12 protein-coding genes are annotated in these 15,792 nt (G+C 65.8%); 2 read left to right on the forward strand and 10 right to left on the reverse strand.

Going from position 1 to position 15,792, the window contains the following annotated elements; genetic code table 11:
* The first annotated feature begins 257 nt into the window (after positions 1-257).
* Positions 258-1,319 (forward strand): LacI family DNA-binding transcriptional regulator, encoded by a 1,062-nt coding sequence (locus tag CJ014_RS24845; RefSeq protein WP_100083204.1) that lies wholly within the window; start codon positions 258-260, stop codon positions 1,317-1,319.
* Between the two features lie 20 nt (positions 1,320-1,339).
* Here CJ014_RS24845 and CJ014_RS24850 read toward each other — a convergent pair whose 3' ends face one another.
* The 5 genes from CJ014_RS24850 to CJ014_RS24870 all read right to left on the reverse strand — a co-directional run bounded on the left by CJ014_RS24850 (position 1,340) and on the right by CJ014_RS24870 (position 8,186).
* Positions 1,340-2,443 carry an ABC transporter ATP-binding protein gene (locus tag CJ014_RS24850; RefSeq protein ID WP_280952360.1) on the reverse strand — a complete coding sequence of 368 codons (1,104 nt, stop codon included), beginning with the start codon at positions 2,441-2,443 and terminating at the stop codon, positions 1,340-1,342.
* Positions 2,440-5,019: a GH116 family glycosyl-hydrolase gene (locus CJ014_RS24855; protein WP_100083206.1), complete on the reverse strand. Its 2,580-nt coding sequence runs from the start codon at positions 5,017-5,019 to the stop codon at positions 2,440-2,442. Before CJ014_RS24855 ends, CJ014_RS24850 begins: the two co-directional genes overlap by 4 nt.
* Before the next feature lie 21 nt (positions 5,020-5,040).
* The gene (locus CJ014_RS24860; RefSeq protein ID WP_100083207.1) at positions 5,041-5,889 is read right to left on the reverse strand and encodes a carbohydrate ABC transporter permease; all 849 of its coding nucleotides are present in this window, start codon (positions 5,887-5,889) and stop codon (positions 5,041-5,043) included.
* The gene (locus CJ014_RS24865) at positions 5,886-6,797 is read right to left on the reverse strand and encodes a carbohydrate ABC transporter permease (protein ID WP_245427633.1); all 912 of its coding nucleotides are present in this window, start codon (positions 6,795-6,797) and stop codon (positions 5,886-5,888) included. Before CJ014_RS24865 ends, CJ014_RS24860 begins: the two co-directional genes overlap by 4 nt.
* 108 nt (positions 6,798-6,905) lie before the next feature.
* Positions 6,906-8,186, reverse strand: a complete 1,281-nt coding sequence (locus CJ014_RS24870) for an ABC transporter substrate-binding protein (protein ID WP_100083209.1) — start codon at positions 8,184-8,186, stop codon at positions 6,906-6,908.
* A gap of 180 nt (positions 8,187-8,366) precedes the next feature.
* On the opposite strand from CJ014_RS24870, the gene CJ014_RS24875 reads away from it, so the two are divergent.
* Positions 8,367-9,401, forward strand: coding sequence for a LacI family DNA-binding transcriptional regulator (locus tag CJ014_RS24875; protein ID WP_100083210.1), 1,035 nt, complete (start codon positions 8,367-8,369; stop codon positions 9,399-9,401).
* 12 nt (positions 9,402-9,413) lie between these two features.
* Here the strand turns inward: CJ014_RS24875 and CJ014_RS24880 are convergent, their stop codons facing one another.
* From CJ014_RS24880 to CJ014_RS24900, 5 genes are all read right to left on the reverse strand, one after another.
* The gene (locus CJ014_RS24880; protein ID WP_100083211.1) at positions 9,414-10,475 is read right to left on the reverse strand and encodes an ABC transporter ATP-binding protein; all 1,062 of its coding nucleotides are present in this window, start codon (positions 10,473-10,475) and stop codon (positions 9,414-9,416) included.
* A 20-nt stretch (positions 10,476-10,495) separates the two neighbouring features.
* Positions 10,496-12,604 (reverse strand): ADP-ribosylglycohydrolase family protein, encoded by a 2,109-nt coding sequence (locus tag CJ014_RS24885; RefSeq protein WP_100083212.1) that lies wholly within the window; start codon positions 12,602-12,604, stop codon positions 10,496-10,498.
* A gap of 29 nt (positions 12,605-12,633) precedes the next feature.
* Entirely contained in the window at positions 12,634-13,467 is an 834-nt protein-coding gene (locus CJ014_RS24890) for a carbohydrate ABC transporter permease (protein ID WP_100083213.1), read from the reverse strand.
* A complete protein-coding gene (locus CJ014_RS24895; protein WP_165790981.1) occupies positions 13,464-14,309 on the reverse strand; it encodes a carbohydrate ABC transporter permease in 846 nt (281 codons plus the stop codon). Before CJ014_RS24895 ends, CJ014_RS24890 begins: the two co-directional genes overlap by 4 nt.
* 160 nt (positions 14,310-14,469) lie before the next feature.
* On the reverse strand, positions 14,470-15,789 hold the full coding sequence (locus CJ014_RS24900) for an ABC transporter substrate-binding protein (protein ID WP_100083215.1): 1,320 nt from the start codon (positions 15,787-15,789) through the stop codon (positions 14,470-14,472).
* Positions 15,790-15,792 lie beyond the last annotated feature (3 nt).

The raw sequence follows: 15,792 nt of genomic DNA on the forward strand, positions 1-15,792 counted from the left end.
TCAGTCCAACCACGTCAGCCTTGCCTATGTCGACGAGGACAGGCTCGCCGACGTGCTCAAGGCCTTCGTCGCCCAGGCGATCACCCAGAACATCAAGGTGCAGGTGGCCGGCGACGCCCGCAAGCTGATCTGACCGATCGGCTCCCCGCGCTCGCCATGGGCGCGGGGGCCGCCTTCGCATTCGCCTTTGCCGGAACGAGGAGTATAAGCGCCCTCAGTCCTGCCGCCGGAACGCCTGCCGGCGGACGCCCCGCGAGATGGAGCTTGGCGAGACCGTGGTGACGCCCCCCGATCCGAACAGATCCGCCTCCACCCCGATGACGCTCGACGAGGTGGCGGCGGCCACCGGCTTCTCGCGCACCACGGTCCGCTTCGTCGTCAACGGCCAGGCCGAGCGCTATCGCATCAAGGCGCAGACGCGCGAGCAGATCGAACAGTTCATTCGCGAGCACGGCATCGTCATCGATCGCACGGCGCGCAGCCTGCGCCTGCAGCGCTCGGACGCCATCGGCCTCGTGCTGCCGGACCTCGCCAATCCCTTCTTCGCTCACCTGACCGCCGCGCTGGAGGATCTCTGCCACGCCGCCGGGCTCGTTCTGCTCACCACCTCCTCGCACGACGATCCGGCGGGCGAGGCGAGGGCGGTGACGCGCCTTCTCGAACGCGGCGTCGACGGCATGGTGATCGCGCCCTGCTCTCCGAGGATCGCCCTGCCGCCGAGCGGCGGCCGCAGGTCCTGCGCCGTCGTCATGACCGACCGCGCCTTTCCCGGCCAGCCTTATCCCGTGGTGGTGACCGACAACCAGGCGGCCGGACATCGGCTCGCCGACATCCTCCTTGCCGAACGGGGCGATGCCGTCTTCCTCGCCGCCAGCCGGTGGCTGCCCAGCGTCGAGGAGCGCATCCGCGGCTTTGTCGCCGCCTGCGCCGAACACGGGCTGGAGGACGGCGAGGCCCGCGTCTTCAGCTCGGAAAGCGACGATGTCGCCGCCGGCCGGCGGCTGATGACCGAGGCCATGGCCAGCCGCGGCGGACTGCCGAAAGCCTTCGTCTGCTCGTCGCTCCTGGTGTTCGAGGGGGCGCTCGAGGCGATCGGCGCGCAGGACGGGCGCCTGCCGCCGGACATGCTGCTCGGCACCTTCGATCACCATCCGCTGCTGGACTTCCTGCCCAACCGGATCGTTTCCGCCCGCCAGGACGAAAAAGCCATCGCCGAAACGATCTTCCGCTGCCTGACCGATCAACTGGAAGGCAAGCCGCCGCGCCCGGAACGGCTGGTGATCGACAGCCGAATCTGGCGCAACAGCGACCGCACTTGAAGGATCCCAGGTGGCGAGGGTCAGTTGAGATAGTCGGCCCGCCAGTCGTCCGTGGCGCCGACGGTATGCCCGTCGGCGTCGAACACGTGCGCGAAGCGAGGATCGACCGCCACGGACATGGTTTCACCGGCTGTAACGCGGCTGATGCCGCGCAGCGACAGGGTGAACTCCTCGCCGCCCGTCGTCGTCGCATGAACGATGGTGCCGGCGCCGAGCACCTCGGTGGTATGCACCCTCACGGCGAGCCCGTCCGCTTTCGGTTCGGCGTGCTCGGGCCGGATGCCGAGCGACACCTCGCTGCCGTCGGCGAGCGCGATCTCTCGGCCGGGCAGGGGAACCGTCGTGCCATTGGCCAGGATCACCGCGGGCGTTTCGCCGGCACGGAGGCGCCCCTTCAGGAGGTTCATCGGCGGCGCGCCGAGGAACCGGGCGACGAACAGGTTGCGGGGACGCGCGTAAAGCTCGACCGGAGAGCCGACCTGTTCGATCCGCCCCTCGTTCAGCACGACGATCTGATCGGCCATGGTCATCGCCTCCACCTGGTCATGCGTGACGTAGACCATGGTGGACTTCAGGCGCCGGTGCAGGGCGATCAGCTCGCCGCGCATCTTGACGCGCAGCTCCGCATCGAGATTGGAGAGCGGTTCGTCGAACAGGAAGGCCTTGGGTTCCTTGACGATGGCGCGGCCGATGGCGACGCGCTGGCTCTGACCGCCCGATAGCTGGTTCGGCCGGCGGGCGAGAAGATGACCGATCTGCAGAATGTCCGCCGCCTTGGCAACGCGGGCGACAATCTCCGCCTTGGCCATCTTCTGGTTCTCCAGCCCGAAGCGCAGGTTCTCTTCGACCGACATGTGCGGGTAGAGCGCATAGGACTGGAACACCATGGCCATGCCGCGCGCCGACGGCACCAGATGGTCGCAGCGACTGCCGTCGATGCGGATCTCGCCGGAGGTGACTTCCTCGAGGCCGGCCATCATCCGGAGCAGGGTGGATTTGCCGCAGCCCGACGGTCCGACCAGCACGGTGAACGAGCCGTCGGGAATGACGAGGTCGATGCCGTGGATCACTTCGAGGGCCTGGAAGGACTTGCGAACGTCCCTGAGTTCGATCGCGGCCATCACTCTTCTCCGAGCAGCTTGGTGTCACCGGCGGCCAGCGGCCGCGACAGGGCATATGCGGTTTCGTCGACAACCACCTTCGCCACGGCAAGCCGGCCGCCGTCCACCGTGATCGAAAGGCGCTTTCCGGTCCGGCGCAGCGTGCCGAAACCTTCACCCGCCGACCAGAACAGGACGAAATCGCCGGACATTTTCGGGGTGAAGCGGAGCTCGCCGGCAACGAGGTCGGCACTCAGCCCCGAGAAGGCATTGACGAGCTGCCAGGCGGACATCGAGCGGGCGTAATAGGAGCCGCATTCGATGTCGTTCCACGGATTCCGCTCGGCGCCGCTGTGGCGGGCGCGGGCGGCCCGGACGATGTCCATGCCCTCGTCGACAAGGCCGTGCATGATCATGTGCGAGGCGGCCATGTACTCGATGCCGGTCCAAACTTCCTCGGCATAGGGAGCGGCGACCATCGGCTGGCGGATGCCCTCGGGATAGGTGGCGATCAGCAGGCCGCCTTCGTCTTCGAAGGCATAGTTGCGGCACGGGTTGAAATGATCGGCGAGCGTCGGGCGGAAATTATTGGCGTGGATCGCCTTCAATGCCGTCTGGACGTGGTCGGCATCGAGGAAGGAGCCAAGGCCGGCGACCTCGGCATGCCACGCACCGAGGATCTGGTCGGAGATGCAACCTTCGCCCATCTGGTACTTGATCTCGCCGAACTCGTCCGACCAGTAGACGTCCATGAAGCGGTCGGCCAGCACGCCGGCATTGCGGCCGACGTCGAACGGCTTCAGGATGGACTTGTCGGAAAGGTCGATCTTCTGGATATACCAGCGGCCGTTGAACAGCTGCCGGTCGATATGGCTGGCGCCGGCTTCGCCCAGGCGCCGCGTCTCGGCGGCAAAATCGGTCTCGCCGAGCGCTGCGGCCATTTCGGAGGCTGCGAGCAGCGCCGCGACGTAGATCGATCCCAGCCAGGAATTCGGTCCGAACAGCTCCATGTCGAGCGTCTGGTGCTGGCGGCCGGACAGGATGCCGGTCTTGCCCGGATCCCAGCGATCGGGATTGTCCGGCGACCAGGCATATTCGAGCGCCTTCCTGACCTTGGGCCACTGGCGGCGGAGCCAGTCGGTGTCGCCGGAAAGCTTCCAGTCGCGGCAGGTCTTGACGATGGCGCCGAAATGACCGTCGGCGCAGGGACCGATGATGTCGAAACCGGAGCCGAGCGGCAGCTTCTGGCGGAAGGTCAGGCCGCCCGAGGGGAGCATGTTGTAGGCGAACTCGGTCTCCCGCAGCGTCCGCTCGACGGCGGGGAAGAGATGCGGCAGCGCCTGCTGATAGTTCCAGACGTGGGTACAGGTGCCCTCGCAGGAGCCGTCCTGGGTATGCTGTCCCTCCCAGCCCCAGAGTTCGCCGCCTTCCAGCCGGATCACCGTCGCCGTGCGCAACAGCGCCAGCGTCGCGCTGGCCGCGTCCTTGACTTCGGCCGGCAGCGTCGAGCCGAACAGGCCGTCGCGGAAGGCGAAGGTGCGGGCGGCGAGATCGTCCCAGCGGGACAGCGCGTCGCGGGCGCTCGCCAGCGAGTTCGGCCAGAGGGTCGAATAATAGTTGGTCCAGCGCGGTGTCGGCCGGTCGGGAATGGCCCCGTCGGGCTTGTCGCGATAGGCCCAGTAGACATCGCCCTGCGGGAAGTTCCAGGCGATCGCGAAGCGGACGCGCCGGCTTTCGCCTGATGCCAGCGACAGGCGAGCGCCAAGCGTCGCATGCTCCGGCTGCGCATACATGTGGCGGCTGCGCGGATGGTCGTAATGGCGCGTCGGCAGGGGACCCGGCCGGGCGAATTCCTTCCAGTAGACCGCAAGGTCGTCGAACCACTGGCCGCGGAAATGATAGTCGGTGTGCTCGATAAAGGGGGCATCGGTGGCGATGGTGAGATCGCCGCGAGCAGTTTCGGCAAGATCGGGATCGGCCGAGGACAGGTGAAGGGCGTGCAGCCCATCGCGCGATACGAAACGGTGAACGCCGCTGTTGGAGCCGTAGTTGCCGAGCGTGCCGGCCAGCGTGTAGTCGAGCCGGTCCTTGCTGGTGTTGACGATCTCGAATTCCAGCATGGCCACCGGCATCGATGAATTCCGGTCGTCATGCGGAATGAACGGCGAGAAGGCGGTCAGCCGCACAGCACCGGGAAAGCGGTCGTCGGCAAAGACCAGGTCGGCGGTCGGAAAACGGCCATAGAAGTCGACCGAGCGGAAGTGCGGAACGCCGGCCAGCGTCTGGCGGTTGGCGCCATGCCCGAAGCCGTCGAACATCTTGCGCATGCCGGGCGCGCCGGCCGGATTGAGATCGTAAGGGCCGTTGAGCACCCGGGCGTCGACGAGGGCGCCATCGCGTTCGGCCTTGATCGCGAAATGCGAATAGCCGTTGTAGCTCTGAAGCGCCGGCCGGTTGCGGATCGACCAGTCGACGAGACGGCCGCTGCCGGAGATCGAGAAGCCGCCCGTGCCGAGGCCGCCCAGCGGGAAGGCAATGTATCGGCCGCGCTCTCCGCTATAGTGGAAGTGCGGCTCGATGGTCTGAAGATCATCCCACATTGGTGTTGTTATCCCTTGAGATCAGTTCTTGATGCCGCTCATCGTGATGCCTTCGATCACGAACTTCTGGGCGAAGAGAAAGAGCAGGACGACCGGCAGCACCGACATGCTCATCGCCGCCATGACGAGGCTGAGGTTTCCCGAGCCGAGGTAGCCGCGCAGCACGTCCATGGCGACGGGCAGGGTCATGGACTCCTCGCGGCCGAGCAGGATGCGGGCCTGGAAATAGTAGTTCCAGGTCTGGGTGAAGGTGATGATGCCGAGCGCCGACAGGGCCGGCCGCAGTTGCGGCAGCGAGATGCGCCGGAAGATCTTGAAATAGCCGGCCCCATCCATCAGCGCCGCTTCCTCGAGCGCTTTCGGCTGGCTCAGCATGAACTGCCGCATCAGGAAGACGCCGAAGCTCGACGTCAGGTACATCAGCGCCAGGCCGATCGGCTGATTGGTCAGGCCGACGCGGGCATAGCCGAGATAGATCGGCAGGATTGTCACCTGGGCCGGAAACATCAGGCCGACCAGCAGGATGAAGAACAGCGTGTCGCGGCCGCGGAACCTGAGGCGTGCGAAGGCAAAGGCGGCAAGCGTGCAGGTGACGAGCTGTCCGATGGTGACGAGGCCGGCGATCAGCAGCGAATTGGCGTAGATGCGCAGGAAGGGTATGCGCGAGGCCAGCACCGCCTGGTAGTTAGCCGGATCGAGGCTGGGCGGCAGGAAGCTCGGCGGCAACTGATAGGCCTGCGACACCGGTCGGAACGACATCGAGAACAGCCACAGGAACGGCAGCAGCATGCCGATGGCCAGCACGCCGACGACCAGGATGATGGCCCAGTCGATGCCGCGCCGGGCGGCGTGGGTTCTGAAGGCGCTCATTGATGCACCCATTTCCGGGAGAGAAACTGCTGCAGGGCGGTGATGGCAAGGATGACCAGCGTCATCACCACCGAGATCGCGGCGGCGTAACCGATCTGGAAGCTGCCGAACCCCTGCTCGACGATCAGGATCGACAGCGAGCGCGTGGCGTCTCCCGGTCCGCCCTGCGTCAGGATGACGATGGATTCGTAGACTTGCAGCGCGCCGATCGACGCGTAGACGATGGCGAAGAACACCACCGGCGAAATGTAGGGCAGGGTGATGCGGAAGAACCGTCGCCAGGCCGGCGTCCCATCCATGGCGGCGGCTTCCATCAGCGACTTCGGCACGCCCTGCAACGCGGCGATGAAGATGATCATGAAAAAGCCGGTGTTCTTCCAGACGTCCATGATGATGATCGACGTCATGGCGACGGAGCTGTCGGTGAGCCAGCGCACGCCGGGCAGCCCGAAAAGGCGCAGGTAGTAGTTCACCACGCCGAGGTCGTCGGCGAAGAAATAGCTCCAGACGATGGCGGCGAAGGCGATGGCGATCATCACCGGCAGGAAGAAGGCGAGGCGGAAGAAATAGAGCAGCCAGGCCGGCATCGCCCGGTTGAGCGCCACCGCGAGGAGCAGGCCGACGCTGACGTTGAAGGTCACCGCGAAGAAGGTGAAGCGGAGCGTATTCCAGAAGATCTGCAGCGAGCGCGGATCGGAGAAGAAGCGGGTGTAGTTTTCCAGGCCGACCCAGCGCGAACCGAGCATCGGATCGTAGAAGGAAAAGCTCAGGATCACCGTCAGCGTCACCGGCGCCAGCACGAAGGTGAGATAGAGGACGGAGGTGGGCAGCACGAACAGATAGCCGGCGCGCGCCTGGGCGCGCTCCAGATCCGACGGGCGTCGTTTTTGCAAGGGGGCTGCGGTCACGGCAAGCCTCTATTGTCGCCCACTCACTCACTAGGTGAATGGGCGTTCGGGGGGAGAAAGAAGGAGGAGGATCGCCGGTGCCGGCTCCCGACGATCCCGGTGCGGTGGTCAGCCGCCCATCTGCGCCTTGAGGCGGGCGAAGGATTGGTTGAGCTCGGCGTCGGCCGCCTGACAGCCGGCGGCGATGGTTTCCTGGCCGGACATCATTGCCGTGTAGTGGCGGATGAAGATCTTCTCGACCTCCTGGAAGTTGGCCGGCGAAGGCACCGCGTGCGCGAAGGGCAATGTCTCGTAATAGAGGAAGGCGCTGGGCGGGAAGGCGAGGAAAGCTTCCGTCGAGGCCGCCGACTTGCGTCCCGGGACGCCGCCGCCGCGCTCGCCCTGTTCGCGCTGGGTTTCCTCGGACGTCAGTTCGAGGACCAGCGCCTTGGCGAGATCGGGCTGCTCGGTCTTGGCGGCGATCGCATAGGCGCCGAAGCCGATGATGGTGCCTTCCTCGGTCTTCTTCGGCGGGACGGCGATGTCCATGTTGAGCTTGTTGGCCTTGGCGTTCTGGACGATCCACTGGCCGCGGCTGATCATCGCCACCTGCCCGGCCACGAACTGGTTGTCCATGGTCTCGGCGCCGGGAATTGGCGACACGCCGTCGACATGGATGAGATCGTGGAGGAACTGCAGCGTCTCGGCCACCTTGGGGTCGAGCATGTTGGAAGCCGTCCAGTCCTTGTTGAGAATGCTGGTGCCGTTGCTGAAGAACCAGGACTGAACGAAGAAGTTCTGGTTGGGTACCTCGTAGCCGAACTGCGTCGTATTGCCGGCGCTGTCCTTGACGGTCAGTTTCTTTGAGATCTCGCGGAATTCGTCCCAGGTCCAGCCACGTTTCGGGTAGGCAAGGCCGGCCTTGTCGAACAGGTCACGGTTGTAGTTGACCATGATGTTGTTCCAGCCGATCGGGATGTAGTTGATCACGCCCTTGTAGGCGCAATGCTCGAACAGGCTCGGCGCGAAGTCCGAGAAGCCCGGATTGGCCTTGATGAAATCGTCGAGTGGCATGAACAGGCCGCGCGCCGAGAAGGACTGGAAGGTCTCGATGGCGGTGCCGTAGACGTCGGCCGGAGATCCCGAGGTGAACTGCCCGATGACCTTGGTGACGTAGTCTCCCCAGCCGGTCGAGATCGGATCGATCGACACGACGACTTCGACGTTGGGGTATTTCTTGTTGAAGCGCTCGATGGCGTTCTTGATGCCGGCGAGTTCCGCATCGCCGCCGAACGCCTGCAGGCGCAGCGTGGCCGAGACGTCGGACTGGGCGAAGGCGCGCGACAGGCCGAGGCCGGTCGCCAGCGCGGCAGACGACAGCAATACGCTGCGACGGGTGATGTTGGTCATATGCTCCTCCCTGATGTCCGGAAGGCTCCTCAGCTCTTCCTAAACACGAAACGTTTCGCGTTTGATTTCGCCGAAATCGCCCCGTTTGGAGGTCAACTCGATGTTTGATTGCGCGAAACGTTTCGTATAATACATATTCCCGAAGCCATGGCAAGGCGGTTGAGTCCGGGAGAGGCGAGCGTGCCGACGATCAAGGATGTAGCAAAATATGCGGGCGTCGCCATATCGACCGCCTCGGCGGCCATAAACCGGTCCGCTCCGGTCAGCGAGGAGATCATCGCCAAGGTCGAGGAAGCCGTTCGCGCCATCGGCTATATTCCTCACGGCGCCGCCCAGAGTTTGCGCAGCGGCCACTCGCGTCTGATCGGGCTGATCGTGCCCAATATCTCCAACACGCATTTTTCGATCATTGCCCGCGTGGTGGAGAACATTTGCCTGAAGGCCGGTTACATGTCGGTGGTGTTTTCGACCGGCCAGGACGACGATCGAGAAAACCAGATCCTGCGCATGATGCGGCAGCAGCGGGTCGCCGGGCTGATCATCGTTCCAACCCAGTCGCATGCCGAGCACGGCAAGCGGCTCAGGGCGGAAATCCATGTTCCGACCGTGCTGCTCGACATGCCAGTGGAGGGGCTCGGCTACGACGTCGTCAAGCTCGACAACATCACCGCGACGCGCATTGCCACGGCGCATCTCATTGGCCTCGGCCATCGTCGTATCGGCGCCGTATGCGGCCTGCCGGGGCTTCTGACCAGCCAGGATCGCCTTTCGGGCTATCTGGAAGCTCACGCCGCGGCCGGCATCCCGGTCGATCCACGGCTGCAGGTGCGAGGCGACTATTTGCAGCCAAGGGCTTTCGAGGAGACACGGGAGCTGATGGCCCGGCCCGATCGTCCCACCGCGCTGGTGTCCTTCTCCAACGAGATGAGCATCGGCGCCATGCTGGCGCTGAGGGAGTGCGGATTGCGCATCCCCGATGACGTGTCGCTGGTCGGCATCGACGATTTCTACTTCGCCGGTTTGCTCGACCCGCCGCCGACCGTCATTCGCGTTCCGATCCACGAGATGGCGGAACGCTCGATACGCCTGCTGCTCGAGGAGATCGAGAGCAAGCGTCCTCCGATGGGCAAGTTCGAGGTCTTCCAGCCCGAACTCGTGGAGCGCGCGTCCTGCCGGCGGATCGACTGCCTGGCGCGATCCGCCGGACTTGGTTAGCAGGCATTGGCTTCAGTCGGCGAGGCGCCGCTTCGTCTCGGCGTCGAACAGATGCAGCGGGCCGTCGTCGAACGACAGGCGCACCGCCTGCTGCTCGCGAAGATCGACGCGCTCGCGGAACAGTCCAACCACCTCCTCGCCGCCGACATCGAACACCGCGTAGGTCTCCGATCCCGTCGGCTCGACCACCTTGACGGTGGCGGAGAGGCCGCCGGCGTCGGCGAGGCGGATGGTCTCCGGTCGCTTGCCGACCAGGACGCCCTGTCCTTCATCGATGGTGGAGGGGAGGGAAGCGGCGACCGTGCCGCCGTTGTCGAGCACGATGCCGCTTCCCTGGCGCCGCCCCGGGAGGATGTTCATCGAGGGGGAGCCGATGAACTGGGCGACGAAGGTGTTTTCCGGCCGGTCGTAGAGCTCGATCGGCGCGCCCGCCTGCTCGACGCGGCCGGCCTGCATGACGACGATGCGGTCGGCGAGCGTCATCGCTTCCACCTGGTCGTGCGTCACGTAGACGGTGGTGGTGCCGAGCCGCCGGTGCAGCGCCTTGATCTCGGCGCGCATCGAGACGCGCAGCTTGGCGTCGAGGTTGGAGAGCGGCTCGTCGAACAGGAACACCTGCGGATTGCGGACGATCGACCGGCCCATGGCGACGCGCTGCCGCTGGCCGCCGGACAATTGGCGCGGATAGCGGCCGAGCAGCGGCGTCAGGCCGAGGATGTCGGCCGCCGCCTTGACCTTCTGATCCTTCTCGGCCGCCGGCGCTCCGGCCAGCGTCAGCGAGAAGGCCATGTTCTGGGCCACCGTCATATGCGGATAGAGCGCGTAGTTCTGGAACACCATCGAGATGTCGCGCGCCTTCGGCGGCAGGTCGTTGACCACCCGGCCGCCGATGGCGATGGTGCCGCCCGAGATGTCCTCGAGGCCGGCGATCATCCGGAGCAGCGTCGACTTGCCGCAGCCGGACGGGCCGACCAGCACCACGAACTCGCCGTCGGCGATGTCGACGGAGACGCCGTGGATCACCTCGACGGCGCCGAAGGATTTCACCGCGTCGCGGATCGAGACCGAAGCCATTGTTCTTCTCCTTTTCGGTCTCAGGCGGCCGAAATGGTGACGTAATCGGCCGACAGCGCCCCTTCATGGATGACGAGGCCGACGCCGCCGTCGGCAAAAGCGCTGTCGCCGTCATCGCGGGCTTCGAGGCTCACTCCGCCCACCACGGCGGAGAGGACGCCGCCGCTGACGCGGACGCTCGCCGGCACCGCTTTCTCGAAGGCAAAGTCGAACGGCGCCTCGGCCAGCACCGTCACCTTTTCGTCGCGCACCTTGACGATCTGCAGCCGGCCGTCGCGGACGAGGCGAATGCCGTAATAGCGGCGCAGGCCCTGGACGCGCACCGCAAGGCCGCCGTAGCTGCCGAGGTGGATCGTCAGGTCGGTCTTCACCGCGTAGTCGGTCCACTGCCGCGTGCCGTGGCTCACCATGCCTTCGCCGACCGCCTGCGAAATGCGGAAGCTCGGCGGGAACAGCTTTGAGAAGAAGCTGACGCCGTTGACCCAGGCCATGCGCCAGAAATCGCCGTCCGCCTTGGGACGCCGCAGCGTCACCTCCGGCGCGCCGTCCCAGCGCAGCCAGTCGACGAGCACGCGGCCGTCGGCGCGCTGTGTCGCGGTGGTTACGGCGATACCGATCTCGCCGATCGGCTGGCCGTCGAATTCCGGCAGTCGCCATTCGAGCACCGCTTCGCCGCCCGGCGCCAATGTCACCGGCTTGCCGTCGACGTCGCAGAGCCGGTCCTTGTCGCCGAACACCTTCAGCGTCAGGCGCACGTCCACCGCGCCACCGTTGTCCCTGGGGGCGAGAACGCGGGCGCGCACCGTCTGGCCGGGATAGACGGTCGGCGTCGCCATCAGCTCGTAGGTGCGCATGTCGGTAACCCCGGGCGGCGCGAAGGTCGGCGTCGTGGCGGCGGCCACCTGTCCCGGCGCCAGCGCCGCATAGGCGATCTCCAGAGCCCGGCCATCGCCGAAAGCGACATTGCCGACGCGCTGCGCCGGGTTGGCCGTCGGCCGCCGGTCGGGCCGGAAACCCTGCACGCTGCCGGGCAGCGAGAAGTGGAAGCGGGCGCCGTCCTTGGGGGAGGGCAACGGCGCTTCGCCGGCCAGCCGCCGGCCGAGGCCCGCGACATAATAGGCGATGCGCACCGCGTCGGTGATGCCGTTGCCGCCGTCGGCCGAGGAGATCAGCAGCCGGTCGGCGATCGGCCCGCGCCAGTCGGGGCCGGCCTCGATGCCGTCGAGACCGAGCATCAGGCCGGAGAGGCAGCCGACGTTGCCGGCGTTGCAGTCGGTGTCCCAGCCGGAGGTGTTGACGATGCGCTGCGCCGCCTGGAAGTCGTGCGGCGCGTAGAGGATCGCCATGATCATCAGCGCATGGTTGGGCACGACGTGGCAGTTGCCGGGGAACTTGTCGTAGCCGTAGGTATCCTGGATCAGTTGCCGCGTCGTCAGCCAGTCGGGGTTCTCGGCGTGCCAGCGGCGGACGTCGGCGACCAGCCGGGCGATCAGGCAATCGCCGGGAATGACGGATAGGCCGGTATCGATCAGGTGGTCGATGTCGCGGGAGACGAAGGCCTCCGCTTCCATCGCCGCCCAGAGCGCGGCGGCGTGCACCGCCTCGCCATCATGGCTGACCTTGCCGGCGGCGCGGGCGAGACGGGCGGCCAGCTCAGGCCGGCCGGGCGCCACCATGGCCCAGCCGTCGATGAAGATCTGGGCGCCGATCTGCTCGGCCACCGTGGCGCCGTTGACGGCGATCGAGCCGGAGGCCGGCGCGGCGATGCCGCGCTTGAGGTTGAGCCAGGCGGTGTGCTCGGTCGAGTTGCCGTTGCCGCCCCACCAGAGGATCGAGCGATGCTCGATCAGGTAGTTGAGCCAGGCCTTGCCGACGTCCTCCGAGGAGAGATCGGGCGACACGCCGTAGTCTTCGAGCGCCCGCAGGAAGGTGAAGGTGCCGGCGACGTCGTCGTCGGTGACGACGAGCTGCTGGCCGAGCCGCTCGTGGACGTAATAATCGATGGGACCGAGCTTCTCCATGATCCTGGCATGGGTCCAGCCCTCGAAGGGGCGGCCGAGATAGACGCCGATCAGCTTGCCGAGGACGCCGGCATAGACGCGGTCGAGATAGTCAGCGGGAAGGGACATCGAATTCTCCGGGAAAAAGGGCGCGCGGTTCAGCCTTTGACCGATCCGCCGGCCATGCCTTCGATGAAGCGGCGTTGCAGGGCGATGAACAGGACGATCACCGGCAGCACGATGATCAGCGCGGCGGCCATGATCTCCCCCCAGTCGGAGGTGTACTGGCCGGACAACAGGAAGAAGGAGACGACGGCGGTCAGCCGGTCGGTGCGTTGCAGGAACGTCGTGGCGATCAGGAACTCGTTCCAGGAATAGAGGCCGATGATCAGCGCCACGGTCAGGATGCCGGGCGAGACGATCGGCAGCATCACCTTGGAGAACACCTGCCAGGGAGTGGCGCCGTCGATCAGCGCCGCCTCCTCCAGTTCCTTCGGCACGGCGAGGAAATAGGTCCTGAGCAGCATCACCGCGAAGGGCGAGTAGATCGCCGTGTAGATCAGCGACACCGCGAAGACGTTGTTGATGAGCCCGAGCCTGGCGAAGCCGAAATAGAGCGGGAACAGGAAAAGCTGGATCGGTGCCGTGGTGGTGGCGAGCAGGTAGAAGGTGACGATCTTCCAGCTCTTCACCTTGCGGCGGGCCAGTACGTAGGCGGTGAGCGAGCCGGTGGTGCAGACCAGCACGATGGTCAGCGCTGCCAGCAGCGCCGAGTTGAGCATGGTGGTGCCGAAGCGGGCGTCGTTCCAGGCGCGCACGAAGTTGTCCCAGCGGTAGACCTCCGGCCAGGCGAGCGGGTTCTGGACGATCTGCGCCGCCGGCTTCAGCGAGTTGAGGACGAGGAGGGCGATCGGAAACAGCGTGATCAGCAACAGGATCGCCAGTGCCGCGTAGGTGATCACGAAGGTCGTCCGGCTTTCGATCAGCCTCATTGGTCGAACTCCTTCGCCTGCAGGCGGATGTAGACGGCGGTGGTGGCGAGGCCGAACAGGCTGATCACCACCGCGACGGCGGCGGCCTTGCCGACGGCGAGGTCGTAGAAGGCGCTGCGGTAGGCGAGCGTCGACAGCACCTCGCTGGAGAACGCCGGACCGCCCTGGGTCAGGATGTAGACGAAGTCGAACACCAGGAACGACCAGATGATCGTCATGATCATCATCAGCGTGATGGTCGGCCGGATGCCGGGCAGCAGCACGTAGCGCAGCATCTGCCAGAAGCTCGCCCCCTCGATGCGGGCCGCCTCGATCTGCTCCTGCGGCACCTGGCGCAGCGCCGCGAAGAAGATGACGCAGAGAAAGCCCCACCAGTGCCAGAGGTCGACGACGGCGATGCCGTAGAGGGCGGTCGAGGTCTGCGTCAGCGGATTGGGGACGGGGAAACCGGCGCGGGTGATCAGGCCGGCGATGCCGGACAGCGGCGAATAGATCATGCCCTGCCAGACGCGGGCGGTAATGGCGGTGGCGATCACCATCGGCAGGAAGTAGACGACCTGGAAGAAGGTGCTGCCGCGGCGGGCGACCAGCATCATGGTCGCGGCAAGCAATCCCATGGCGATCGGCACCGTCAGGAAGATGACGGTCCAGATCACGTTGTTGCCGAGCGCCGTCCAGAACACGCGGTCGGCGAGGAGTTGCCGGAAGTTGGCGAGACCGACGAACACCGGCATGCCGATGCCGTCCCACCGGTAGAAGGCGAGCGCGATGGTCAGCACGGCGGGAATGAAGATGATGACGACGTTGATCAGCAACGTCGGAACCAGATAGAGACGATGCATGCGAAAGGTCTCCGGCGAGCGGAAGCGGCCAGGAGCGACCGCTTCCATTCGTCGTGCTAGAGCATCGTGCGGAAAAGTGGGAACCGGTTTTCCGCTAAAGCGATGCGACAACAAGAGAATAGAGCGGTCAGCGTTTGTCGGAGCGCCGACCGCACCATAGTCAGCGGGCCGGCACGGCCGGCACCTTGCCGTCGGCCTTTTCCTGCTGGAACGTGGCATCGAGCTGGGCGAGGAAGTCGGCGACCGTCGACCGGCCGAGCCAGACTTCCTCGATGCCGTTGACGAGCTGGGAATCGGTCGCCGGCGGCAGGAAGGTCCACGACGTGTAGCCGTAGTGGTTGTCGGCGACGGCGTCGGCCAACGTCTTCATCGTTTCGGCATAGAGCGCCGGCACTTCGTTGCTGATTTGGACGGCGCTGAGGTCGACCAGCGGCGTGTTCCACTCGCCCTGCCAGACCGAGTTCATCTTGCTGTAGAACTCGGGCGAGAACACATAGTCGATGGCGGCAGCGGCGCCATCCGGGATCTGCGAGACGGCGGCGATCGACAGGGTCGAGCCGACGCCGAGCGCGTAGACCGGCTCGCCGATGCCGTCGGCGCTCGGGAATCCGACGAAGCCGCACTCGGAGTTGACCGGCGGGAAATAGGTCGGGATACGCTGGAACTGCCAGGTGCCGCTCGGCATGGTGGCCGCCTTGCCGTTGGCCATCAGCGCGAAGGCCTGCTCATCGGTGAGCGAGAAATAGTCGGGGCCGAAATAGCCCTTCTGCCACCAGTCGTTCAACTTGCTGATCGCCGCGACGAAAGGCTCGGCCGTCCAGGGCAGTTCGCCGGTGAGCGCCTTGTAGACGTTGTCCGGCCCGGCGATCGAATTGAGCGCGATGGTGACATAGTGCTCGTTGGCCGGCCGCCAGTTGGCATTGCCGGCGGCGAACGGCACCAGCTTGGCCTTGAGGGCCTCGTCGGCCAGCGCCTCCAGTTCGGCAATGGTGGTCGGCGCTTTCCAGCCGTTCTTGTCGAAGAAGGTCTGGTTGAAGAAGATACCCAATGTCTCGTAGGTCTTGGGCAAGGCGTAGAGCTTGCCGTCGTATTTGCCCATCTCCAGGAATACCGGCAGGATGCGCTTGTTCCAGCCGAACGTCTCGGCATAGTCGTCGAGCGCCAGCAACTGGCCGGCGCGGGCCATCGGCGCCACGTAGCTCGGACCGGCGGTATAGACGACGTCGGGCCCGGTGCCGGACAGCAGCGCGACGCGCATCTGCTTGTCGAATTCGGAGCCGCGATAGTCGATCGTCAAGCTGTAGTCGGGATGGGCGGCGTTGAAGCCGCCGATCAGCACGTCGGCGATGGCCTGCTGCTGCTCTGGCGTGGCGCTCTCGTACCACCAGGTCACCGGCTTGCCGGCGGCGAAGGCGAAGCGGCCCATGAGGGGAACGAGGGAAGCGCCCAGGCCTCCCGCGAGAAATGTCCGTCTGTCCATTGT

Source organism: Pleomorphomonas carboxyditropha (genome assembly GCF_002770725.1).
In the GTDB taxonomy this organism is placed as follows: Bacteria; Pseudomonadota; Alphaproteobacteria; order Rhizobiales; family Pleomorphomonadaceae; genus Pleomorphomonas; species Pleomorphomonas carboxyditropha.

Excerpts from the sequence above, each read along its gene's own strand:
- CJ014_RS24845 (WP_100083204.1), top strand. The coding sequence starts at position 258 with ATGGAGCTTGGCGAGACCGTGGTGACGCCCCCCGATCCGAACAGATCC.
- CJ014_RS24855 (WP_100083206.1), bottom strand. The coding sequence starts at position 5,019 with ATGTGGGATGATCTTCAGACCATCGAGCCGCACTTCCACTATAGCGGA.
- CJ014_RS24860 (WP_100083207.1), bottom strand. The coding sequence starts at position 5,889 with ATGAGCGCCTTCAGAACCCACGCCGCCCGGCGCGGCATCGACTGGGCC.
- CJ014_RS24870 (WP_100083209.1), bottom strand. The coding sequence starts at position 8,186 with ATGACCAACATCACCCGTCGCAGCGTATTGCTGTCGTCTGCCGCGCTG.
- CJ014_RS24880 (WP_100083211.1), bottom strand. The coding sequence starts at position 10,475 with ATGGCTTCGGTCTCGATCCGCGACGCGGTGAAATCCTTCGGCGCCGTC.
- CJ014_RS24885 (WP_100083212.1), bottom strand. The coding sequence starts at position 12,604 with ATGTCCCTTCCCGCTGACTATCTCGACCGCGTCTATGCCGGCGTCCTC.
- CJ014_RS24890 (WP_100083213.1), bottom strand. The coding sequence starts at position 13,467 with ATGAGGCTGATCGAAAGCCGGACGACCTTCGTGATCACCTACGCGGCA.
- CJ014_RS24895 (WP_165790981.1), bottom strand. The coding sequence starts at position 14,309 with ATGCATCGTCTCTATCTGGTTCCGACGTTGCTGATCAACGTCGTCATC.
- CJ014_RS24900 (WP_100083215.1), bottom strand. The coding sequence starts at position 15,789 with ATGGACAGACGGACATTTCTCGCGGGAGGCCTGGGCGCTTCCCTCGTT.